The organism is Marinactinospora rubrisoli, from assembly GCF_042664915.1.
GTDB classification, from domain to species: domain Bacteria; phylum Actinomycetota; class Actinomycetes; order Streptosporangiales; family Streptosporangiaceae; genus Marinitenerispora; species Marinitenerispora rubrisoli.
Genome location: NZ_JBHTBH010000001.1, coordinates 198,128 through 219,922, shown reverse-complemented (window position 1 = coordinate 219,922; position 21,795 = coordinate 198,128). Strand labels below are relative to the sequence as shown.

Genomic DNA, 21,795 nt, shown 5'->3' with positions numbered 1-21,795 from the left:
TCACGCCCGCATCCCGAACGGAAATCCCATGCCCGAAGCAGCACTCGACACCGTCGCCAAGGCCGCCGGTTCGCCGGAGGCCGCCCAGCCCTACGCCGAGCTGGGCATGAAGGACGACGAGTACGCGCGCGTCCGCGAGATCCTCGGCCGCCGGCCGACCTCCGCCGAGCTGGCCATCTACTCGGTCATGTGGAGCGAGCACTGCTCCTACAAGAGCTCCAAGGTGCACCTGCGGCAGTTCGCGGAGAAGGCTCCGCGCAATGACGCGCTGCTGGTCGGCATGGGCGAGAACGCGGGGGTCGTGGACGTCGGCGACGGCTACGCGGTCACGTTCAAGATCGAGTCGCACAACCATCCGTCCTACGTCGAACCGCACCAGGGGGCGGCCACCGGGGTCGGCGGCATCGTGCGCGACATCCTCACCATGGGCGCGCGCCCGGTCGCGGTGATGGACGCGCTGCGGTTCGGCCCGCTGGACGCCCCCGACACCCGCCGGGTGCTGCCGGGGGTCGTCTCGGGCATCTCCTTCTACGGCAACTGCCTGGGGCTGCCCAACATCGGCGGTGAACTGGGCTTCGACCCCGGCTACGTCGGCAACCCCCTGGTCAACGCACTGTGCGTGGGCGTGCTCCGGCACGAGGACATCAAGCTGGCCCAGGCACCGGGCCCGGGGAACAAGGTGGTGCTGTTCGGCGCCACCACCGGCCCCGACGGCATCGGCGGTGCCTCGGTCCTCGCCAGCGCCACGTTCGACGAGGAGAGCCACGCCAAGCGGCCGAGTGTCCAGGTGGGCGACCCGTTCCTGGAGAAGCTGCTCATCGAGTGCAGCCTGGAGCTGTTCGCCGCGGACCTGGTCGTGGGCATCCAGGACCTCGGCGCCGCCGGTGTCTCCTGCGCGACCACCGAACTGGCGGCCGGCGGTACCGGTGGCATGCGCATCGAACTCGACCGGGTCCCGCTGCGCGACTCGCGGCTCACGCCGGAGGAGATCCTCATGAGCGAGTCGCAGGAGCGGATGATGGCGATCGTGTCGCCGGACAAGCTCGCGGCGTTCATGGACGTGTGCGCGAAATGGGACGTCGTGGCCACCGTGATCGGTGAGGTGACCGACGTGACGCCGGAAGAGGCCGAGCGCGGTGGCCGCCTGGTCATGACCTGGCACGGCGAGACCGTGGTGGACATGCCGCCGCGCACGGCGTCGGACGAGGGGCCGGTCTACGAGCGCCCGATCGCCCGCCCGAGCGACCAGGACGCCCTGCAGGCCGACACCCCGGACCGGCTGCCGCGCCCGGCGGACGACGCGGAGCTGCGCACGCAACTGCTCCAGGTCCTCGCCGCCCCCGGCATCGCCGACCCGAGCTGGGTCACCAGCCAGTACGACCGGTACGTGCTCGGCAACACCGTGCTGGCCACCCCTGACGACGGCGGGATGATCCGCATCACCGACCACGGCGACCGCGGCGTCGCGCTGGCCACCGACGGCAACGGCCGCTACACCCGCCTGGACCCCTACGCGGGGACCCAGCTCGCGCTCGCCGAGGCGTACCGGAACGTCGCCGCCTCCGGAGCGCGCCCGCACGCGGTGACCAACTGCCTGAATTTCGGCTCCCCGGAGGACCCGGGCGTCATGTGGCAGTTCGCGGAGGCCACCCGCGGCCTGGCCGACGGCTGCCACGAGCTGGGCACCCCGGTGACCGGCGGCAACGTGAGTTTCTACAACCAGACCGGCGCCACGGCGATCAACCCGACCCCGGTGATCGGTGTGCTCGGCGTGATCGGCGACGTCCGGGACCGGCTGACCAGCGCCTTCCCCGCGGAAACGACGGACGCCCGGCTCTATTTGCTCGGCACGACCAGGGAGGAACTCGGCGGCTCCGCGTGGGCCGACGTGATCCACGGCCACCTGGGCGGCCTGCCACCTCAGGTCGACCTGCGCGCCGAGTCCGCACTCGCCCGCGTCCTGTCGGCCGGCGCGTCCCTCGGCGTGATCGCGAGCGCCCACGACCTGTCCGACGGCGGCCTGGCCGTGGCCCTGGCCGAGTCGGCGCTGCGCGGTGGCGTCGGCTGCACGGTCGACCTTTCCGGTGACCCGTTCGTCGGCCTCTTCAGCGAGTCCGCGGCCCGCGCCATCGTCGCGGTCCGCCCTGCCGACGACGCCGAGTTCCACGAGACCTGTGAGCGCCACGCGGTCCCCGCCACCCGCATCGGCACGGTAGGCGGAACATCCCTGCGGGTCCGTCACGCCGGGGGCGGCTTCGAGATCCCGCTGACCGAACTGCGCACCGCCTACGAGAGCACCCTGCCGAGCGTACTGAACGGGGACTGATCCGGCGGCCCGAACCGCGCCGGTGGCCCGCGTCCGGGACGGACGCGGGCCACCGGCGTTGCGGCGGTCTACCGGCCGTCCTCCCGCCGCTCCTCGTCGGGTGTCTCCTCCGGCGACGCCGACATGTCTTCGATCGGCTCCGGCTCCAGTTCCTCGTGGGCGCGCGTGGGCTCGCCGCTGTGCAGGGCTCCCTCCACCTCGCGCTGCATCTGGTCGTCGAGCTTGGGTCCGTGTTTGGCGCTGCCGCGCTCCATGGTTCCCCCTCTCGCGCTGCCGTCGCTGTCGGCGGTGCGCCTACCCGCCCGCCAGGCCGGAAAACCGGCGCACGTCCGGCGTGGTCGGGCGCGTGCATGCGACGTGGCTCGCTGGGCAGCAGGGGGGAACCGAAGGAGTCATCGCGCGTACAAGCTGGAGGTGAACCGGGGACGCCCACTGGGCGCGGACCCGAGATCATGGACCTGAGATTTCTCGATGCGCTGTACACCGGCTCCGGGCCGATGGCCTCCGTCTACCTGGACACCACCCCGACGGAGGACGCCGCGAAGGAGATCGAACTCCGCTGGCGGGGACTGCGGGCGGAACTCGCCGAGCACGGAGCCGACGAGGACACCCTGCGGGCGCTGGACGATTCCGTGGGAGGACCGACCGGGGTGCCGGGGCCGCAGGGTGAGGCGCTGTTCGCCCGCGACGGCCGCGTGGTGGCGGCGTACGCGCTCAGTCGGCCCCCACGCCGGAACCATGCCTCGTGGCTGCCGGTTCCCGACCCCCTGGACCTGGTGGTGGACCGCCAGGACGCGATGCCCTACGTCGTGGTGGCGGCCGACCGGCTGGGGGCCGACATCGCCGCCTACGGCAGGTACGGCGGCCTGGCGGACGAGCGGTCGTTCAGCGGCGGCTCACTGCACGTCCAGAAGGTCCGGCGCGGCGGTATGGCGCAGCGCCAGTACCACCGGCGCGCCGAGCGGCTCTGGGACACCAACGCCGCCCAGGTCGCCGAGGACGTGGAGCGCGCGGTCAGCGATGTGGGAGCGGTGGCGGTGTTCGCCGGTGGCGACGAGCGTGCGCTGGAGAAGCTCCGGGGCCACCTGGGCGAGCGCACGCGGGAACTGCTCGTCGACTTGCCCGGCGGCCGGGGCGACCACGACGCCATGGCCGCCCTCCGGGAAGCCGTGGAGCGGCGGCTCGGCGAGACGGCGGCGCTGCTCCGCGACACGGTCGCGGCGGACTTCCGCGCGGAGACGTCCCGGTCCGGACGGGCCGCGGAGGGGCTGGAGGCGACGCTTGCGGCGCTGCGCGCCGGACAGGTCGGCACGCTGCTGCTTCGGCCCGATCAGCTGACCGAGCGGGAGCTGTGGGCCGCCCTGGACGATCCGCGGCAGGTGGCCGCGGACCGCGACGCCCTCACCGGCCCCGGAGCGGTGGTGAGCGCGCCGGCCGGCGCGCTGCTGATCCGGGCGGCGCACGCCGAGGCGGCCGGCCTCACGGTGCTTCCGGCCTCCGACGACGGCGCGGGAGTCGGCGCTCTGCTGCGTTTTACGATGGAGGAGTGAGCGAACGACCACCCCGGCGCGTCCCCCGCAACCGGAAAGGTCTGCGGCGGGGCCGGGTGAAGGGACCGCTGGGCAGTATCGAGCGGCCGGCGAGTGCGCTGTGGTTCCGGCTGGTGCTGGCCGTCTTCGGGGCGCTGGTGTGTCTCGTCGGGACGGTGCTCGCCGTCACATGGGCGCACTCGCCGCCGCTGGCGGTCGTCCTGGGGGCCGCCCTGGTGGGGACCGGATTCAACATCTACTGGGTGAGTCAGCGCATCCGGTACGAGCGGTGACGCCGGGCGGTCACTCCTCGCCGAGCATGCCCTCGCGCAGCCGGGCCAGGGCGGCGGACAGCAGGCGCGAGACGTGCATCTGCGAGACGCCGATCTCCTCCGCTATCTGGCTCTGCGTCTTGTTACCGAAGAAGCGCAGCAGCACGATGCGGCGCTCCCGCTCGGGGAGGGAGTTCAGCAGCGGAGGGAGCGACTCACGGTCCACCACCGACTCCAGGTCGGTGTCGACTCCGCCCAGCGTGTCGCCGAGGTTGCCGCCGGCGGACTCGTCCTCCCCGGCGGGGGAGTCCAGGGACAGCGCGCTGTAGGCGGCGGACGCCTCCATGAGTTCCGACAGGTCGTCCACCGACATCCGCATCTCGGCCGCAAGTTCGCGGGTCGTGGGCGAGCGGCCCAGGCTCTGGGTGAGGCGGCGGATGGTCTGGTTGAGTTCGGTGCGGCGCTCCTGGTGGCGGCGCGGGACGCGCACCGCCCAGGTGCGGTCCCGGAAGTGCCGTTTGACCTCGCCCGTCATCATGGGCATCGCGTAGGCGATGAAGTCGTGCCCGAGGTCGGGGTCGAAACCGTTGATGGCCTTCACGAGCCCGAGCAGCGCGGCCTGTTCGAGGTCCTCCTGCGGTTCGCCGCGGTGCGCGTAGCGGGAGGCGATGCTGCGGGCCAGACTCAGGTAGTGCTCGGCGACGCGTTCGCGCAGTTCGTCGCGCTCGGAATCGCCCTCCGGCAGGCTGCGCAGCCGGGTGAAGAGGGCGGCGACCTCGGCGTCACGCTCGCTGTGCGACGAAGGAGCGGGCGAGGTGTCGGTACGGCGCGCCGATCGTGCGGTGACCGGCGCCCTGGTTCCTGCGTCCACAATGGGCATGGCCGACTCCTGGGAACGGTCCTGCGGTGCACCCGAAGTACCGGACGGCCGCCGAGAGTCCTGCGCCGCTGCGCGCCCCTCCGCGTGGACCCGCTCGGCGGGCCCGGCCTCTTCGAGTCTAGTCCCCCTGTTGTTACCTCGTTGAGACCTATGAAACCGGGCGGCACCCGGAGATCCGGAACGGGCGCCGCCCTCCTCTCAGCGGGCGCCGGCCGGAATCCAGGGCCGCCAGACGTCGGGGTGCTCGGCCACCCAGCGGGCCGCGGCCTCCTCGGGGTCGAGCCGGTCGCCCGCGATGAGCTGGGCGACGGCGTTCTGGTCGGCGTTGCTCCAGGTCCAGTTCCGGATCAGCTCGTGGGCGGCTCCGCCGTCCCGGGCGAATCCGGCGCGGAAGATCTTGTTCAGCTCGTACCGCGGGTAGTCGCAGGAGACGTCCTCGGGATCGGCGTCGCAGCCCTCCGTCCACTCCGGGAACCGGACCCGCACCAGGTCGAGGTCGTTCTGGACCCAGCTGGGGTCCTGGGAGTAGAAGAGGATCGGGGCGCGCCGCTGGTACCGGTTGCGCACCTCGGTGAGCTGCGCCGCCTCGGAACCGGCGTAGACGATCTGGAACGGCAGGTCGTAGTGGTTGATCAGCCCCTGGTCGCTGGTCACGAACCCGGGCGCGCCGGCGAGGAACTGGCCCTGGTCGCCGCTCTCGGGGGTGCGGAACACCTCGGCGTGCTCGCGCAGCCCCTCGGGCGTGTCGATGCCGGGGTACTCCTCGACCAGGTAGCGCGGCAGGTACCAGCCGATCTGGCCGATGTTGCCGGTCGGCCCGCCGTCCACGACCGTGCCGTTGCCATCCGGACCGTAGGTCGCCATCAGGTCCTCGTGGCCCCAGTTCTCCAGGATGACGTCCACGGCGCCCTGGTCCAGGGCCTGCCACGCCGGCTGCTCGTCGATCTGCACGAGCTGCACCTGGTAACCGAGCTCGTTCTCCAGCAGGTACTCGATGACGGCCGCGTCGGCCTCGTAGCCGACCCAGGAGTTCAGCGCGATGCGCACGGTGCCGGGGTCGCGCAGGATCGAGGTGGTGCGCACCGCGCAGGACGTGGCCAGGACGAGCGCCAGGCCGAGGACGGCCGCGCGGAGCAGCACGCTCCCACGGGAGCGGTGGCGGGTGCGCCGTGCCGGTGTGCGCGGCTGTGGCTGCGGGATCGGTCTCATCTCCTCACCTCCGGACGGCGCTCTGGGTCAGCCGGTCGAGGAACAGGCCCAGGCAGACGATGGCGAGGCCGGACGTCATGCCGAGCCCGAGCTGGTTCTGCGCCATCCCGAACACCACGCCGTAGCCCAGCGCGCCCGCACCGACCAGCGCGCCGATGACCACCATGGCGAGGACCATCATGATCCCCTGGTTGACGGCCAGCAGCAGCGACGACCGGGCCAGCGGGAGCTGCACCTTGGTCAGCAGCTGCCAGCGGCTGGAGCCCTGGGACACCGCGGCCTCCACGGCGCCCGGGGAGCAGCCGCGGATGCCGTCGTTCACCAGCCGCACGACGGGCGGCAGCGCGTAGACGACCGCGGCGGCGAGCGCCGGGATGCGGCCGATCCCGAACAGCGCCACCGCCGGGATGAGGTAGACGAACGGCGGCAGGGTCTGCATGGCGTCCAGAACGGGGCGGAGCAGCGCGGCCAGCCGGTCGCTGCGCGCCGCCAGGACGCCGATGACGAACCCGGCCGCGACGGTCACCAGCGCGGCCACGATGACCTGGGAGAGCGTGTCCATGCTGTACTCCCACACGCCGAGCAGGCCGGTGAGCAGCACCGTCACTCCGCTCACCGCCGCGGTGCGGACGCCGCCGAGCACCTGCCCGAGCGCGGCCGCGGCGAGCACGACCAGCCACCACGGGGAGTCGGTGAGCAGGCCGCGCAGCGGGTCGAGCACCAGGTCCAGTGTGATGGCGGCGAGCGCCGCGGTCGCGTCGCCGGCGAGGGCCTGCACTCCCTCGTTCAGCGCGTTGACCGGACCGGCGATGCTCACCCGCAGCGCGTCGGGCCACTCGGTCAGCCAGCTCACCCCCGCGAGCCGTCCGGCGACCGCGCCGACGGCGGCCAGCGCGCCGACGGCGATGACCGGCCCGGATCGGGCCCGCCGCGTGGGCCCGCCGTTCCCGGCCGCGGCCGTGACGCGGTCCAGCGCGATGGCCATGAGCACGATCGCGATCCCCGCCTCGAACGCCCGGCCGACGTTGACCTTGTTCAGCGCCTGGTAGATGGCGTCGCCCAGCCCGCCCGCGCCGATGACCGAGGCGATGACCACCATGGACACCGCCAGCATGATCGTCTGGTTGACGCCGAGCAGGATGGTGCGCCGGGCGAGCGGCAGCCGCACCTTGGTGAGCAACTGCCAAGGGGTGGACCCCAGCGAGGTGGTCGCCTCGACGGCTCCCGCGTCCACGTTGCGGACGGCCATGGCGGTGATGCGCACGGCGGGCGGGATCGCGTAGACGGTGGTGGCGACGGCCGCCGCCGGGTTGCCGATCCCGAACAGCAGCAGCATCGGCATCAGGTAGGCGAACGCCGGCATGATCTGCATGAAGTCCAGGACCGGACGTGTCAGCCGGTCGACCCGGTCGCTGCGGCCGGCGGCGATGCCGAGTGGGATGCCGACGAGCAGCGCCAGCAGCACCGAGGTGGTGATCAGCGCCAGCGTCGTCATCGCCTCGTTCCACAGGCCGGTCAGGCCGAAGACGGCGAAGGCGGCGAGGACCAGCAGCGCCACCCGTGCGCCGGCCGCCCGCCACGCGGCGAGGGTGCCGAGCACGGTGACGCCGGGCCAGGACAGCAGGGTGAGCGCCTGGTCGACGAGGATGACGGCGGAGCCCAACCCGACGGAGAGGTGGTTGAAGCCGTACAGGAACAGCGGGCTGGTGTTGCGGTTGGCGACGATCCAGGCGTAGCCGCGGTCGAACAGCACCGCGGGTTCGGCCCACGCGTAGCCCGTGGGCAGGGCGGCGTAGACGTCCGGGAAGGGGAAGCGGCCGCCCAGTGCCGCGTAGCCGACGACGAGGACCGCGAGAACGCCGAGCGCCGCCACCGGCCTGCCGAGGCGGCGCGCGATGCCGGCCACCGTGCCGGCCGTGCCGGGCAGGCCACGCGCGACGTCGGGCTGTGCGGTGGTCACGTCACGCCTCCACCGGCCGCTCGGCGCCCGGGGGTCCGGCGTGCCCGGCGGCCGGGAGCGGCCCGCCGCCCGTCTTGCCGGCCTCCTCGGCCTGGTCCTCGGCGATGACCCGCAGCACGTCGGTGCCGCCGACCACCCCGAGCAGCCGGTCGCCGGCCATCACCCGCACCGGCGCGCCGCCCGAGGCGAGCAGCGGCACGATCTCGCGAACCACGGTGCCGGGCGCCGTCACGGGGCCGTCCAGCGGCTCGTCCGGACGGGGCGGCCGCATCAGCCACCGCGCGGTGAGCACGTCGGTGCGTGCGACGTCGCGGACGAAGTCACGGACGTAGTCGTCGGCGGGCCGGCCGACCAGTTCCTCCGCGGTCCCGACCTGCACCAGTTCGCCGTCGCGCATGATGGCGATCCGGTCGCCGAGCCGCAGGGCCTCCGACAGGTCGTGGGTGATGAAGACGGCGGTCTTGCGCAGTTCGCGCTGCAGCCGCAGCACCTCCTGCTGCATGTCCCGCCGGATGAGCGGATCCAGGGCGCTGAACGGCTCGTCGAACAGCAGCACCTCGGGGTCCACGGCGAGGGCGCGGGCCAGGCCGACCCGTTGCTGCATGCCGCCGCTGAGCTGCCCGGGCCGGTAGTCCTCGTACCCGGTGAGGCCCACCATCTCGATCATCTCCCGGGCCCGCCGGTGGCGCTCGGCCCGGGGCATGCCGCGGACCTCCAGGCCGTAGGCGACGTTGTCGAGGATCCGGCGGTGCGCCAGCAGGCCGAAGTGCTGGAAGACCATGGCGAGCTTGTGCCTGCGCAGCTCGCGCAGTTCCTGCGGCGCCGCGGCGCCGATGTCCGCGCCGTCCAGCAGCACCTGCCCGGCGGTCGGCTCGATCAGGCGGGTGACGCAGCGGACGAGGGTGGACTTGCCGGAGCCGGACAGTCCCATGACGACGAAGATCTCGCCGGGGAGCACGTCGAAGGAGACGTCGCGCACGGCCACGGTGCAGCCGGTGCGCTCCCGGATGGCGTCGCGGTCCAGCAGTGCGGTCTCCGAGCCGACGACGGCGTCGGCTCCGCGGCCGAAGATCTTCCACAGGCCGCGGACGGCGATCTTCGGCGCGTCGGTGGGCGGGCGGGTCGGGACGGCGGTGGGTAACGTCATGTCGCTCTCCTGTGCTGGCCGCTCCGGCGCGGGGGCGGGTCCCCGCCGGAGGGGGTGGCGGCCGGTCGTCAGTGGTTCCGCTCTCCGGCACGGGGGCCGTCGCCGGCGCGGACCAGGTCGGCGGCGCGCTCGCCGACGGCGAGCACCGTGACCATGGGGTTGGCTGAGGGCATGGCCGGGAAGATCGACGCGTCCGCGATCCGCAGCCCGCGGAGGCCGCGTACCCGCAGCTCGGGGTCGACCACCGCGGTGGGGTCGTCGGCGGCGCCCATCCGGCAGGTGCCGGCCGGGTGGTAGACGGTGTGCGCGGCCCGCCGGCCGTACTCCGACAGTTCCTCGTCGGTGGTGATCGCCGGGCCGGGGGCGACCTCACGCTTGAGCCAGGACCGGAACGGCTCGGTGGCCGCGATCTCCCGGGCGATCTTCAGCCCGTCCACGATCGTCCGCGCGTCGTAGTCCTCGGGGTCGGTGAAGTAGCGGAAGTCCAGCGCCGGTTTGACGTCCGGGTCGGGGCTGGTCAGCCACAGCTTCCCGCGCGAGCGGGACCGCGGGATGTTCGGCGTCATGCAGATGGCGTGCTCCGGCACGTCATAGCCGAGCCGGGCCGTGTTGTCGGCGAACGGGATCTGGTAGATGTGGAACATCAGGTCCGGCCGCGGGTCGCCGGTGTCACGCCGGACGAACAGGGCGGCGTCGGAGTCCATGACGGTGTTCTCCGGGACGGGCCCGTGCGTCTCCCACATGATGATCGACTCCGGGTGGTCGAGCAGGTGCTCCCCGACCCCGGGCAGGTCGTGCCGGACGTCGACGCCGACGGCGCGCAGGTCGGCCGCCGGGCCGATCCCCGAGAGCAGCAGTAGCCGTGGGGTGTCGATCGCGCCCGCGCACAGGATGACCTCCCGGTCCGCGGTGATCGTCCGCCGCGCGCCCGAGGGGGTGCGCACCTCGACTCCGGTGACGCGGTCGCCGGTGAGCACCAGCCGCCCGGCCCACGTCTCGGTGAGCAGGGCGAGGTTCCGGCGCCGGCCGATGATGGGGTGCAGGTAGGCGACCGACGCCGACGACCGGTGGCCGTTGTACGGGTCGTAGGCGACGGACAGGAACCCGACACCGTCGTGGAAGCCGCCGCCGTGCGAGGTGAGCGCGTTGAAGTCCTCGACGATCGGGACCCCGGTGGCCTTCGCCGAGGCGGTGATCCAGTCCCGGACGAGGTCGTTGCGGTCCTTCGGCGCGACCGGGACGATGTTGCACCGGATGCGGTCCGCGTAGGACTGCACGGTGGCGTTGTCCCAGCCGGTCGCGCCGGCGGCGACCCACTCGTCGAGGTCCTGGGCGAACGGCCGGAAACTGATGAGGGTGTTGTGGGAGGAGCAGCCGCCCAGCACCCGCGCGCGGGAGTGCCGGATGTGCGAGTTGCCCCGGGGCTGCTCGACCGTGGGGTAGTCGTAGTCGAGGTCGCCGCCGAGCAGGTCCAGCCAGTCCCGCAGCCGGAGCACCCGCTCCAGCCCCACGTCGGAGGGGCCGCCCTCGATGACGCAGACCGTGCTGTCGGGGTCCTCGGTCAGCCGGTTGGCCAGCACCGATCCGGCGGTGCCGCCACCGACGATCACGTAGTCGAACGTGGTTTCCGCTGCGGACACTCGGCTACTCCTCGTCTGTTCCATCGGGGGACATGGGGTGCACGGCCGGGGCCCGGCAGGCGGAGCGTGGTGCGGGTGCGCGCCCGGCCAGGGGTGGGGGTCAGGAGAACCAGCGCTGCGGCCGGGGGTCCAGGTTGCGGTAGATGTGCTTTGCCTCGCGGTATTCGTCCAGCCCGGCCTGGCCGAGCTCACGGCCGATGCCGGAGCGCTTGAATCCACCCCACTCCGCGCCGGGGAAATAGGGCCCGTAGTCGTTGATCCAGACGGTCCCGTGCCGCAGGGCCGCGGCGACCCGCTCGCCGCGCGCGGTGTCCCCGGTCCACACCGCGCCGGACAGGCCGTACTCGGTGTCGTTGCCGAGCGCGATGGCCTCGGCCTCGGTGCGGAACGTCTCTACCGTCACGACCGGGCCGAAGACCTCCTGCTGGACGATGTCCATGCCGCGGTGACAGTCGACGAACACGGTGGGGCGGAAGAAGTAGCCCTTCGCCAGCTCCGGCTCTGGGGGCCGGCCGCCTCCGGCGATCACGCGGGCGCCCTCCTCGACCCCGCGTGCCACGGCGGCCTCGACCTTGGCCCGGTGTTCCGCCGACACCAGCGGCCCGGCCTGGACGCCCTTCTCCTGGCCGCACCCGATGCGGATCCGGTCGGCCCGGCGGGCCAGCTCGGCGGTGAACGCGTCGTGGACGGCCTCGTGCACGATGAGCCGGGCGCCGGCCGAGCAGACCTGGCCGGAGTGGAAGAACGCGGCGCTGAGCGCGTAGTCGACCGCCGTGTCGAGGTCGACGTCGTCGAACACGATGTTCGGGTTCTTGCCGCCGAGCTCCAGGGCGACCTTCTTGACGGTGGCGGCGGCGCTCGCCATGATGCGCCGGCCGGTGGCCAGGCCGCCGGTGAACGAGACGAGGTCGACGTCGGGGCTCTCCACCAGGGCCGCCCCGACGGTGCCGCCGGCGCCGAGCACGAGGTTGACGACACCCGGGGGGACGCCGGCCTCGGTGGTGAGGTCGACCAGTCGGGCGGTGGTGACGGGGGTGATCTCGCTCGGCTTGATCACCATGGTGGCGCCGGCGGCGATGGCGGGTGCCATCTTCCAGGCGAGCTGGAGCAGCGGGTAGTTCCAGGGTGTGATCATGGCGCAGACGCCCACGGGCTCGTAGACGACCCGGCTGGAGACCCCTTCGGGGGCGGCGATGATCCGGCCGGCGTCCTTGCCGGCGAGACCGGCGTAGTAGCGGAAGACGGCGGTGACATCGTCGACGTCGATCTCGCCCTCCGCGATGGTCTTGCCGGTGTCCAGGGACTCCATGAGCGCGATCTCGGCGCGGTCGCGCTGCAGCAGGTCGGCGATCCGGTTGAGGATCGCGCCACGGTCCTCCGCGGAGCGGCGCGGCCAGTCGGTGCCGTCGAACGCGGCGCGGGCGGCGGCGACGGCCGTGGCGGCGTCGGCGGTGCCGGCTTCGCTCACCACGGTGAGCACCGACGCGTCGCAGGGGTTGCGGATCTCGCGCACCCCGCCCGCCCCCGCGGCCCGCCAGGCGCCGTCGACGTACAGGCTCGCGGCCGCCGTCGCCCCCGGGGGCGAGAGGTACGGCCGGGTGGGCAGCGTTACGTAGGGTTGCGTCACGCAACGGATGTGCCCGGCAAAAATCAGGACAAACAGCTTCCCGATTTCTTTTACATTTCCGACATCTAGCGCCACCAGCCTCAAGAGCTGCGGAAATCTCGGCCGACGGCCGGCCGAACGGCGGCCGGAGTCACGACCGCCACCCGGCGACGACTACACACGGTGATCGCGCGGCGGGGCCGGCCGGAGCACCACTGCCTCGCCCCACTGGACGAGCCCCCGACCTGCCGGGTTACGGTGGACAGGTGAGCCTAACCTGACCGAGCCCTGACCCGCCCGGTGACCGTTCGGGGAATCATGCTGCTGGAGCAAGAACGCAGGGACGTCTGCCTGACCGCGCGTCGGCTGGCCGAGGCCGGCATCGCCGGCGGCGGTGCCGGCACGGTGAGCGTCCGGTCCGGCGATCTCGTGGTGCTCACGCCCACCGGGGTCGCCCTCGACCGGCTGGATCCGGGCGACTGCCCGGTGCTCGCCCTCGACGGCCGGCTGCTGGAGGGGCGCCGCGAGCCCGCGGCCGAGACCACGCTGCACATGGGCGTCTACCGTACGACCGACGCCGGGGCCGTGGTGCACGCGCACGGCGAGAACACCGCCGCGGTGTCGGCGGCGCTCGCCGAACTCCCGCCCGTCCACCACCGCGCCGCCGCGCTCGGTGGCGCCATCCCGGTCGCGCCGTACGCCACGTACGGAACGGCGGAGCTGTCCGATCAGGTGTGCAAGGCCCTCAAGGCCAAGCGCGCGGCGCTGCTCGCCAACCACGGCGGCGTGGCGGTCGGCCGCGACCTGGCGCAGGCCCTGGAGAACGCCCGGCTGCTGGAATGGCTGTGCGGCGTGTACATCCGGGCCCGGTCGATCGGCGAGCCGCGGGTGCTCTCCGAGGACGAGCTCGCCGACATCCGCCGCCGCGACGGCTACGGATGGGGCGGGCCGGACATCTGGCCGTAGCCCGGCGCCCCGCGCCCCGCGCTGGCAGGACGTAACGGCTAGGTGCTGCCGATCCGGGGGAACGGGGCCGTCGAGAACACCACCTCGACCGGGACCTCGAAGTAGGCGGCGATCCGCAGCGCGAGGTGCAGACTCGGGCTGTACTCGCCCCGCTCCAGGTAGCCGACGGTCTGGTAGTGCACACCGAGCGCCTCGGCCAGCTGCCGACGGGAGATCCCGCGCTCCGTACGCAGCACGGCGATGCGGTTGTATATGGTCTCGCCCGCCACGCCCGCCTTCGTCCTCCGCTGTGTACCCGTGTCCCGCGTGTCCGCCACGGCGCTCCATCCTAGGTTCCGGCCCGCCGGCCGGGCCGCGCGTGCGGGCGCGACCGGCGGCAGGGGCGTTACGGCGGGTCAGCCGACGCGTTGCATCGCGCGCTGCCGACTCCGCTCCAGGTTGGTCCCGGACTCCCGGCGCGCCATCCGGCGCAGCACGAACGGTGCGACGGCCAGTCCCACCACCGCCCACAGGCCCAGGACGCCTGCGGTCTCCAGGTGCCGCCACGACTCGCCGATCTCGGCCGGCAGCGCCGTGTCCGGCAGGAACGCCGAACGCAGGCCCAGACCGAGCCAGTACAGCGGGAACACCTGGGCGATCCACTGCACGGGCTCGGGCAGCACGGTGATCGGGAAGAAGATCCCGGAAATCACGATCAGTGCCATGAGCGGCAGCATGATGATGGCGACCGCGGCCCGGGGGCTGTTGAAGAGCGCCCCGAGGATCGCGCCGTACGGCAGCGTGGCGAGCAGCCCGAGCAGCGTCACCCAGACCAGCGTGGGCGCCCCGGCGACCCCGCGCTCCATCAGGCCGTCGATGACGAACAGGCCGGGCAGCACGACGATCGCCATGCTGGCGATGGTCACCAGCGACACATGCAGCAGCTTGCCGACCAGGTAACCGCCCATGCCGTGCGGCATCGCCTTCGCCCGCAGCAGGGTGCCGTCCTCCCGTTCGGTGGTGAGCAGCTGCGTCATCGACAGCACCCCGCCGAACACGATGAGCATGCCGAGCACACCCGGCATCGACATGGCGGCCACCGAGATCGGCGTGCCATCGACGACATCACCGCGCAGGAACAGCAGGACGGCCATGAAGACCACGCTGTTGCCCAAGTAGGACCACAGGTCCTGCGAGCTGGTCAGCGTCTGCCGGAACTCGATCCAGCCCCGGGCCAGCCCGAGCCGGACGGTGTACAGCGTCCTCATCGGGCCGCCTCCTCGAACCGCTCGGCGGCGGCGTCGGCCTGTCCGCCCTCGTGCCGCCGCACCATCTCCATGTAGACGTCCTCCAGGCTGGGGCGCCGGACCTCCAGGTCTGCGACGTCATCGTGCTGCGCGAGCAACTGCCGGACGAAGCGGGTGGCGTCCGGGGTCGGGTGCACGAACCGCTGGCCGTCGCGGGTCCAGCGCACCTCGGCGTCCTGCCGCACCTGCCGGGCCAGCTGGTCGGCGCTGCCGTCGGCGACGATCCGGCCACCGGCCAGGATGAGGATGCGGTCGGCGAGCTTCTCCGCCTCGTCGAGGTCGTGCGTGGTGAGCAGGATGGTGGTGTCGTCCTCGTCGGCGAGGCGGTGCACCAGGTCGTGGAAGTCCCGGCGTGCCTGGGGATCGAACCCGGCGGTGGGCTCGTCCAGGAACAGCATCTCGGGCCGACCGACGATGCCGATCGCGACGTCCAGGCGGCGGCGCTGGCCGCCGGACAGGGTCGAGACGCGCTTGTCCGCGTGCTCGGCGAGGCCGACCGTCTCGATGAGTTCACCGACGTCGCGCGGCCGGCGGCGCTCGGCGGTGGAGTAGGGCGCGTAGTACCGGCCCATGTGGGCGAGCAGTTCGCGCACCCGCCACTTGCCGTGGTCCCGCCAGGACTGCAGCACGATCCCGAGGCGGGAACGCCACCGCTCATCGCCGCGTGCCGGGTCGGTACCCAGCACCTCGACCGCACCGGCGGAGGGCGCCCGGAAGCCCTCCAAGATCTCGATAGTCGTGGTCTTGCCCGCCCCGTTGGGGCCGAGCAGGGTGAGCACCTCGCCCCGCCGGGCGATGAAGTCGACGCCCTTCAGGACGTCCCGCTGCCCGTAGCGCATGCGCATGCCGCTGACCCGCAGCACGGTGTCGCGCCCGGGTGGGTCCGGGGGTGACGGGAACGGGGTCACCGTGTGCACCTCTTTCGCCAGTGTCATAGGGCTTCCTCGTTTCATCCACGTTCTAGGACCATTGATAGCACATGTACTACATCTCGGCTATGGTCGACTATCACGAGAGAACTCCTCCCCAGCGCGACCGGTCAGCCGGCCAGCGCCTGGGCGACCGCCAGCCCCACGTACGCGGCACCGAGCCCGGCGCTCACACTGCCCAGCACATTGGCGTAGGCGAAGAACCACGCGCCGTCGCGGGCCAGGCGCACCGTCTCGTAACCGAAGGTGGAGAAGGTGGTGAGCGCACCGAGGAAGCCCGTGGCCAGCAGAGCGGTCAGCCAACCCGGAGGCGCGAGGCCGGCCACCAGGCCGAGCAGCAGGCTGCCCGTGGCGTTCACGGCGAACGTGCCCCACGGGAAGACGGAATCGTGCCGGGCCTGCACGACGCGGTCCGTCAGGTAGCGCAACGGCGCGCCGAGCGCGCCGCCGAGGGCCACCAGCAGCAGCGTCGTCACGCGTCGTCCCCGTTCACGGGAGGCCGGTTCTCCCCGTTCCGCCACGGAGACCGGCTCTCCCCGTTCCGCCACGGAGGCGCTGTCCCCCCGTTCACTCGCCACGGAGGCTCCGATCCACGCCACCTGCGCAGCAGGGCGACGGCGGCGGCGGTCAGCGCGGTTCCGGCGCCGACGGCGGCCAGCGCCCCGGCGAGGGTCCCGGCCAGGTATCCCAGGGCGGCACCGGCGTTCCCGGCGGCCAGCATCGTCTGCGCGTCGACGACGTAGGCGGAGAAGGTGGTGAATCCGCCGAGGACCCCCACCCCCACGAACGGCCGCAGCAGGCGGTACCGGGTCCAGACGTCGGTGACCAGGACCATCAGCACGCCGATGAGGAAGCAGCCGATGACGTTGACCGTGAACGTGGAGCACGCGAACCCGCCGGGCGGGTCGGGGACGGCCCGGATCAGCGCGTACCGTGCGACCGCGCCCAGCGCGCCGCCCGCGGAGACGGCGCCGAGCACGGCCCAGAGGGCGTCGCGGATCTCCCGGCGCTGTTCGGCGACGTGCAGGTCGACGTCGGAATCGATGGGGACCGCGTGTTCCGGCGGTGAGTGGGACATGCGTGCTCCTGTCAGGGACGGCGACGTGACATCGCCCGGCTCGACTGACAGGGACCGTTGGCGGCGCGGGTGCGCACCGCGGTTTCCGCGCCGCGCACCGGGCGCGTGCCCCGGCGTCCGGCGCGGTGGCGGGCCCCACCGCCGCCAGCGATGCTACCCGCCGGCGCGCACCGGTGCCCGGCGCGGCACCGGCACACGTGGGTCAGATGCCGAGGTGTTCCACGAGCAGTTCGTTCACCCGGTCGGCGCGTTCGATGTTGACCAGGTGCGCGGCCCCGGCGACGGTCTCGAACCGGGCGCCCGGGATGCCCGCGGCGATCCGCTGCCCGTATCCGGGCGGCGTCTCGGGGTCGTGCACCGCGGAGACCACCAGCGTGGGGGCCCGCACCCGGGCGAGCAGCGCGCGCTGGTCGACGCCGGCGATGGCGTCGCAGCACCCGGCGTACCCGGTGCCGCTCACCTCCTCCAGTTCGTCGGCCAGCCGGGAGATGATGTCCGGCCGCCGGTCGGCGAAGCCCGGGGTGAACCATCCGCGGGTGAACTCGCTCACGACCGAGACGGTGCCACCGGACCGGGCGAGCGCCGCCAGCCGCTGCCACCGCGCCGCGGGCGGCAGCTGCGCCGCGCACGACAGCAGCGCCAGCCGACCGACCCGTTCGGGTTCCCGGGCGGCCAGCCAGGTGGCCGTCATGCCGCCGAGCCCGGCGCCCACCACGGCGCACCGGTCCACCTCGCAGCGGTCCAGCAGGTCGAGCACGTCGCCGCCGAGTTCCGCGACGGAGTAGGCGCCCTCGGGGGCGGGTGTCTCGCCGTGTCCCCGGTGGTTGACGCGCAGGACCCGAGCGGTGCGGGTCAGTTCCGGCATCTGCGGCTCCCACATCGACCACTTCGTGCCGAGCGCGGGCAGCAACAACACCACCGGCGCGCGCCGTGGCCCGTCAAACCGGTATTGAAGGGGAACGACGGCCATGTGGGACCTCCTGGGACAGCAGGCCAAAAGCGTACCCGGATGTCCGAGAATCCAGCAGGAATTCTCGCGATCCCAGCTCCGCGGTGGCCCGGTACCGCGGTTTCTCCTTCCATGATCCCGCATCACCATGGTGCCCTCGCGACACGGGCCGCGGGATCGTCCGCAAGCCCCCTGGAACCCCGGTCCGGGCGTCAGAGGATCGGATCCAGGAACTGCAGCCCCAGCGGGGTGAGGCGGTGCCGGACACTGTTCCCCCGGCGTTCGCTGGCGACCAGCCCGGCGGCGCGCAGCAGCGAGGTGTGCTCGCTGGCCGACGGAAGGGAGATGTCGAGGGTCCGCGCGAGCTCCCCGGTGGTGTGCGCGCTGCTGAGCGTCCGCAGCACGGCGGCACGGGTCCGCCCGAGCACCCGGGCCAGCACGTCGCCCGAGGGCCGGCCGGACTCGGCGGCCCTGGCCAGGAAGGACATCGGGGCGTGGCTGACCGGATACATCACCACGGGCGGCAGCGAGGGGTCGTAGAAGGGCACCGGGTTGGTGGCACAGAAGAAGGCCGGGACGAGCAGCAGCCCTCGCCCGCCCAAGTGCAGGTCCTGGTCGCGCGAGAAGGTCACCTCCGCCGTGGTGAGCCGGTTGCCCTTGGCCACGGCCCGCGCGATGGAGGCGATCGGCCCGTCACGGTCGGCGATGGTCTGGGCGCTCTGCTGGGCCATGTGGGTGATGTAGCCCCAGTAGGGCCGGAGCGCGATGTCGTAGTAATCACGGAGCGCGTGGCCCAGCCCGCGAACGGCCGCGCTCTCCTTGCGGACCAGCCCCTCCGTCCACGTGGGCCGGGGGCCGTCGCCGAAGCGCAGCCCGAGTTCGTCACCGATGCGCCCGCGGGGCGTGCCGAGGACCGCGTCGATCCCGTCCACGACGTCGTGCCCGCCCAGGACCGGGCTGAGGAAGTCCGGGGAGTAGCCCATCGCGGGCACGAGGTCGAGGAGCATCCGGGCGTCGGGCGGCAGCTGGGCAAGCGTCCGCCGTCGCCACTGCCCGAAGACGAGTTCGTCGGAGGTTTCGGCCAGCATGTACAGGCTGAGGACGATCTCCCACATGGGTTCGGGTCGAGAAATGATCCGCACTTTCCCCCAGTCCCAGGGAGAAAAGTGGATACGCAGCATCGTGCATTCCGTTTCGCTGTGTCCTGGAACATGCGAACGAGCAGATCGTTGGAGTGGGGACACGTTCCGGGACCGGGCCAGGCGAGCTCGCGGGATTCCGCCACCATTATCCCAGTCGCACGGTGATCAATACCAGCCAGCCCGCCTCGTCCACTTTCGTCCGGAATCACACTATGCGGCAATTCGCTGGCCGAACTCGGTCAACATCAGCGGACGGGGAACTCGGCGATCGGGGGTACACCCTCTCCCGCCACGCCGCCGCGCGCCCCTGGACCACCGTCGGCGCCGCCACCCGCATGACCAGCGTTTTTCGGCCACGGCCGAAACAGCGCCGCACCCTCTTCTCATCATCGCTCGGCGGCTCTACGTTTCGTTGCGGGGCCCCGGCGGAAGCCCGGGAAGCCGGGCCGGACGGCCACGCGCACCAGGAGCCCGCCTCGACCGCCGCCGGCAGACCCCGTCCACTCCGCGACCGGTGCGCGTCCGGCATACAGGGGCCGCCGGACCGCACCGGAATCGCGAGCGAACGACCACGCGAGGTGAAGGCGACTCGCCATCTACCAGCGCCGATACCCATGAAAAGGTAAACGCGAGGGCCGCCTCCGTGTCCGGTGTATCCGCCTGATCTGGACGCATCCGGGATCGTCCAGATACATGCAGGACCTGGCGAACGGCGGTCCGAGGTACAGGCCGATACATACCGGAGCATCGCCGTTCACCAGCGGCAGGATCACACGAGGGATCACGGAAGGATCAGGGCGTCCCCGCTCCTAGCGGGGACGCCCTAGACATGTGGGCAGCGATCACGCCTACGCCGCATACTCGGCAAGCACCGCTCGCACCTCGGGCACGTCCGCGAAGTCGTTGAGGCGGCGGAGCACGACGCGCGCTCGGCGTGCGGTGCGGTCGCTGGCCACGTCGGCCGACAGGGCGAGCATGCGCGCGGCCGTCTCTGCGGCGGCTTCCGGTTCGCCTGCGTCGGCGTAGGCGATCACCAGCCACGACAGGTAGAGCGCGAGTTCACGGGTGTGGGCGGCGTCGTAGCGGGTGAGCACGTCCCGGAGCAGGGGCACCGCGCGCAGGGGGCGGTGCAGTTCCGTGTACACCCGGGCGTCCATGACGTTCAGTTCGGCGTCGCTGACCCAGTAGGCCCACTCCGGAGCTTCGTCCGGGTGGCCGGCCGTGAGCACGTCGTGTGCGTCGCCCAGGGCGCGCATGGCGGCCTGGGCGTCGCCGGTCTGGGTGTGTGCCCAGGCGACGCGGTCGTGGAACAGGGCGCGGGTCGTGGGGTGTGCGTCCGGTCCGGCTTCGGCGAGCGCGGCGAGCGCGAGCGGGAGGGCTTCGCGTTCGCGGCCGGTGTTGGCCCACTGGTAGGCGAGCGAACCGGCGATGTTCGCGGCCAACGTCGAGTCGTCGGCCTGGCGGGCGGCGGACAGGCCCAGGCGGTAGGTCCGTTCCGCCTGGTCGTGCTGTCCGGCGTCGGACTCGATCCACCCGACGATCTGTGCCAGCTCTCCGATTGCCGTGAGCAGCGAGCGGCCGACGTCGGTCGTGTGGGTGCCGTCCCGGTAGAGCCGGAGTGCGGCCGTGAGTTCGCGCCGGGCCGGTGCGATCAGGTCGCGGCCGGCCAAGACGTCGTCGGCGAGCCGGAGGGAGTGCACCCGGGCCGCGAGATCACGGGCCGCTTGCGCCCCGACGCGTCGCCCGGTCGCGGCTGAGAGCTGGTCGAGCGGATCGGCCTTCGGCATCAGCTCCGCCAGCGTCGCGGCCGGGTCCGGAGCGGTGGCACTGGCGACCGTCGCGCGTTCCAGCGTGGCACGGGGAATGTCGAGGACTTCCGCGAGGAAGGGCAGCCAGAATCGCGGCACGCGGCGTCCGGCTTCCCATCGGTAGACCTCTTGCCGGGTGACGGTGGGCCGCCCCGAGGCTTGGCAGAGGACTTCAGCCAGACGTGCTTGCGACCAGCCCCGAACCTCGCGGTGTCGCCGGATCATCGCGCCGAACGGTGTGGGGGACATGCACCCATGGTGGCCTACAGATCGGCCTACAGGTAGGCCGCTCCGCGCATCTCGCCAGCGCGGCAGAGTTGCGGGCACAAGACCCCCGCGACGCGGCCAGGCGTCCGGGGGCGTGGCCAACGCTGCCTGGAGCGCTGACATGAGAGACCCTATCCACCGTTACCGCGCCCGCCACGCGGCGCCGTCGATGGTGCGCCCGTACCTGATCGCGTCCGAGCGTCGCCAGCACGCCGAGCAGCTCAAGCGCGCAGCGTGGACGGCACGGCGCCAGCGCCAAGGCCTTGCCGCATTGCGGAGTCTGGCCCGGCCGGTCGGAACGGGGGCGCTCCGGTGAACGCGGCCGTAGAACCCGAACCGTCTGACGACGTTGAGACCCTGCGCCGCTTGAACGCCGAGTATCCGAACTGGAACGTGTGGCGCTCCGTTGACGATCTCGGCCGTCCGGCGGCGTGGGTGGCGACCAATCGCACCCGGGATTCGCTGTTCGCACCGACCTTGCACGGTGACACGGCTGAGAAGCTCGAACAGCAGTTGCGGAACCCGCCCCTTGCCGCCGGGCTGTCGGTGCGGGCGCTCAAGCGCGCACAGGTGAACTCCGGGGAGTAGAGACGGCCGCGCGGTCAACGCCTGCCCGGCGCCATCTTCCCCAGTTGGCCGCGCGGCTTACGGCTGTGGTTCCGACCATTCGAGGGGGATGGTCGGAACCACGGCCGCAGGCCCATACAGATGGATTCTGACCCCCGATAAGTGAGGGTTATCGGGGGTCAACGTATGCCCTTGCTCCGTTCCGGCCCGCGCGTACTGGACCGTCTCCGTGTT

At 72.4% G+C, this 21,795-nt stretch carries 20 protein-coding genes; 5 read left to right on the top strand and 15 right to left on the bottom strand.

Annotated features, from left to right (window positions below; translation table 11 throughout):
• Window positions 1–28 precede the first annotated feature (28 nt).
• Window positions 29–2,326, top strand: coding sequence for a phosphoribosylformylglycinamidine synthase subunit PurL (purL, locus tag ACFQRF_RS01005; protein ID WP_379868075.1), 2,298 nt, complete (start codon window positions 29–31; stop codon window positions 2,324–2,326).
• A gap of 68 nt (window positions 2,327–2,394) precedes the next feature.
• Here the strand turns inward: purL and ACFQRF_RS01000 are convergent, their stop codons facing one another.
• Entirely contained in the window at window positions 2,395–2,580 is a 186-nt protein-coding gene (locus tag ACFQRF_RS01000) for a hypothetical protein (RefSeq protein ID WP_379868074.1), read from the bottom strand.
• A 198-nt stretch (window positions 2,581–2,778) separates the two neighbouring features.
• On the opposite strand from ACFQRF_RS01000, the gene ACFQRF_RS00995 reads away from it, so the two are divergent.
• Entirely contained in the window at window positions 2,779–3,876 is a 1,098-nt protein-coding gene (locus tag ACFQRF_RS00995; RefSeq protein ID WP_379868073.1) for a baeRF2 domain-containing protein, read from the top strand.
• The gene (locus ACFQRF_RS00990) at window positions 3,873–4,148 is read left to right on the top strand and encodes a hypothetical protein (protein ID WP_379868072.1); all 276 of its coding nucleotides are present in this window, start codon (window positions 3,873–3,875) and stop codon (window positions 4,146–4,148) included. Before ACFQRF_RS00995 ends, ACFQRF_RS00990 begins: the two co-directional genes overlap by 4 nt.
• 10 nt (window positions 4,149–4,158) lie before the next feature.
• Here the strand turns inward: ACFQRF_RS00990 and ACFQRF_RS00985 are convergent, their stop codons facing one another.
• The 6 genes from ACFQRF_RS00985 to ACFQRF_RS00960 form a co-directional block, all read right to left on the bottom strand.
• Window positions 4,159–5,007, bottom strand: coding sequence for a SigB/SigF/SigG family RNA polymerase sigma factor (locus ACFQRF_RS00985; RefSeq protein ID WP_379868071.1), 849 nt, complete (start codon window positions 5,005–5,007; stop codon window positions 4,159–4,161).
• A 198-nt stretch (window positions 5,008–5,205) separates the two neighbouring features.
• Complete coding sequence (locus ACFQRF_RS00980; protein ID WP_379868070.1) at window positions 5,206–6,216, bottom strand: ABC transporter substrate-binding protein; 1,011 nt, start codon at window positions 6,214–6,216, stop codon at window positions 5,206–5,208.
• 4 nt (window positions 6,217–6,220) lie between these two features.
• Entirely contained in the window at window positions 6,221–8,176 is a 1,956-nt protein-coding gene (locus ACFQRF_RS00975) for an ABC transporter permease (protein ID WP_379868069.1), read from the bottom strand.
• 1 nt (window position 8,177) lies between these two features.
• On the bottom strand, window positions 8,178–9,323 hold the full coding sequence (locus tag ACFQRF_RS00970) for a quaternary amine ABC transporter ATP-binding protein (protein WP_379868068.1): 1,146 nt from the start codon (window positions 9,321–9,323) through the stop codon (window positions 8,178–8,180).
• A 68-nt stretch (window positions 9,324–9,391) separates the two neighbouring features.
• Window positions 9,392–10,963 (bottom strand): GMC family oxidoreductase, encoded by a 1,572-nt coding sequence (locus ACFQRF_RS00965; protein ID WP_379868067.1) that lies wholly within the window; start codon window positions 10,961–10,963, stop codon window positions 9,392–9,394.
• A gap of 100 nt (window positions 10,964–11,063) precedes the next feature.
• The gene (locus ACFQRF_RS00960) at window positions 11,064–12,590 is read right to left on the bottom strand and encodes an aldehyde dehydrogenase family protein (RefSeq protein WP_379868066.1); all 1,527 of its coding nucleotides are present in this window, start codon (window positions 12,588–12,590) and stop codon (window positions 11,064–11,066) included.
• Between the two features lie 297 nt (window positions 12,591–12,887).
• On the opposite strand from ACFQRF_RS00960, the gene ACFQRF_RS00955 reads away from it, so the two are divergent.
• A complete protein-coding gene (locus tag ACFQRF_RS00955) occupies window positions 12,888–13,535 on the top strand; it encodes a class II aldolase/adducin family protein (protein WP_379868065.1) in 648 nt (215 codons plus the stop codon).
• 38 nt (window positions 13,536–13,573) lie between these two features.
• On the opposite strand, the gene ACFQRF_RS00950 is transcribed toward ACFQRF_RS00955, so the two are convergent.
• The 8 genes from ACFQRF_RS00950 to ACFQRF_RS00915 all read right to left on the bottom strand — a co-directional run bounded on the left by ACFQRF_RS00950 (window position 13,574) and on the right by ACFQRF_RS00915 (window position 20,952).
• Entirely contained in the window at window positions 13,574–13,852 is a 279-nt protein-coding gene (locus ACFQRF_RS00950; protein WP_379868064.1) for a helix-turn-helix transcriptional regulator, read from the bottom strand.
• Window positions 13,853–13,930: 78 nt separating this feature from the next.
• The gene (locus ACFQRF_RS00945; RefSeq protein WP_379868063.1) at window positions 13,931–14,782 is read right to left on the bottom strand and encodes an ABC transporter permease; all 852 of its coding nucleotides are present in this window, start codon (window positions 14,780–14,782) and stop codon (window positions 13,931–13,933) included.
• Window positions 14,779–15,666 carry an ABC transporter ATP-binding protein gene (locus ACFQRF_RS00940; protein ID WP_379868985.1) on the bottom strand — a complete coding sequence of 296 codons (888 nt, stop codon included), beginning with the start codon at window positions 15,664–15,666 and terminating at the stop codon, window positions 14,779–14,781. The genes ACFQRF_RS00945 and ACFQRF_RS00940 overlap by 4 nt, the downstream gene beginning before the upstream one ends.
• A 194-nt stretch (window positions 15,667–15,860) precedes the next feature.
• Complete coding sequence (crcB, locus tag ACFQRF_RS00935; RefSeq protein ID WP_379868062.1) at window positions 15,861–16,226, bottom strand: fluoride efflux transporter CrcB; 366 nt, start codon at window positions 16,224–16,226, stop codon at window positions 15,861–15,863.
• Entirely contained in the window at window positions 16,223–16,828 is a 606-nt protein-coding gene (locus ACFQRF_RS00930) for a FluC/FEX family fluoride channel (protein ID WP_379868061.1), read from the bottom strand. Before ACFQRF_RS00930 ends, crcB begins: the two co-directional genes overlap by 4 nt.
• Before the next feature lie 202 nt (window positions 16,829–17,030).
• A complete protein-coding gene (locus ACFQRF_RS00925; protein WP_379868060.1) occupies window positions 17,031–17,798 on the bottom strand; it encodes an alpha/beta fold hydrolase in 768 nt (255 codons plus the stop codon).
• Between the two features lie 191 nt (window positions 17,799–17,989).
• Entirely contained in the window at window positions 17,990–18,892 is a 903-nt protein-coding gene (locus ACFQRF_RS00920; RefSeq protein ID WP_379868059.1) for an ArsR/SmtB family transcription factor, read from the bottom strand.
• Window positions 18,893–19,767: 875 nt separating this feature from the next.
• Window positions 19,768–20,952, bottom strand: a complete 1,185-nt coding sequence (locus ACFQRF_RS00915) for a helix-turn-helix transcriptional regulator (RefSeq protein WP_379868983.1) — start codon at window positions 20,950–20,952, stop codon at window positions 19,768–19,770.
• 408 nt (window positions 20,953–21,360) lie between these two features.
• On the opposite strand from ACFQRF_RS00915, the gene ACFQRF_RS00910 reads away from it, so the two are divergent.
• Window positions 21,361–21,582 (top strand): hypothetical protein, encoded by a 222-nt coding sequence (locus tag ACFQRF_RS00910; protein ID WP_379868058.1) that lies wholly within the window; start codon window positions 21,361–21,363, stop codon window positions 21,580–21,582.
• The last annotated feature ends 213 nt before the right edge of the window (window positions 21,583–21,795 follow it).

Excerpts from the sequence above, each read along its gene's own strand:
- purL (WP_379868075.1), top strand. The coding sequence starts at position 29 with ATGCCCGAAGCAGCACTCGACACCGTCGCCAAGGCCGCCGGTTCGCCG.
- ACFQRF_RS01000 (WP_379868074.1), bottom strand. The coding sequence starts at position 2,580 with ATGGAGCGCGGCAGCGCCAAACACGGACCCAAGCTCGACGACCAGATG.
- ACFQRF_RS00995 (WP_379868073.1), top strand. The coding sequence starts at position 2,779 with ATGGACCTGAGATTTCTCGATGCGCTGTACACCGGCTCCGGGCCGATG.
- ACFQRF_RS00985 (WP_379868071.1), bottom strand. The coding sequence starts at position 5,007 with ATGCCCATTGTGGACGCAGGAACCAGGGCGCCGGTCACCGCACGATCG.
- ACFQRF_RS00980 (WP_379868070.1), bottom strand. The coding sequence starts at position 6,216 with ATGAGACCGATCCCGCAGCCACAGCCGCGCACACCGGCACGGCGCACC.
- ACFQRF_RS00970 (WP_379868068.1), bottom strand. The coding sequence starts at position 9,323 with ATGACGTTACCCACCGCCGTCCCGACCCGCCCGCCCACCGACGCGCCG.
- ACFQRF_RS00955 (WP_379868065.1), top strand. The coding sequence starts at position 12,888 with ATGCTGCTGGAGCAAGAACGCAGGGACGTCTGCCTGACCGCGCGTCGG.
- ACFQRF_RS00945 (WP_379868063.1), bottom strand. The coding sequence starts at position 14,782 with ATGAGGACGCTGTACACCGTCCGGCTCGGGCTGGCCCGGGGCTGGATC.
- ACFQRF_RS00940 (WP_379868985.1), bottom strand. The coding sequence starts at position 15,666 with ATGCGCATGCGCTACGGGCAGCGGGACGTCCTGAAGGGCGTCGACTTC.
- ACFQRF_RS00930 (WP_379868061.1), bottom strand. The coding sequence starts at position 16,828 with ATGTCCCACTCACCGCCGGAACACGCGGTCCCCATCGATTCCGACGTC.
- ACFQRF_RS00925 (WP_379868060.1), bottom strand. The coding sequence starts at position 17,798 with ATGGCCGTCGTTCCCCTTCAATACCGGTTTGACGGGCCACGGCGCGCG.
- ACFQRF_RS00920 (WP_379868059.1), bottom strand. The coding sequence starts at position 18,892 with ATGTGGGAGATCGTCCTCAGCCTGTACATGCTGGCCGAAACCTCCGAC.
- ACFQRF_RS00915 (WP_379868983.1), bottom strand. The coding sequence starts at position 20,952 with ATGATCCGGCGACACCGCGAGGTTCGGGGCTGGTCGCAAGCACGTCTG.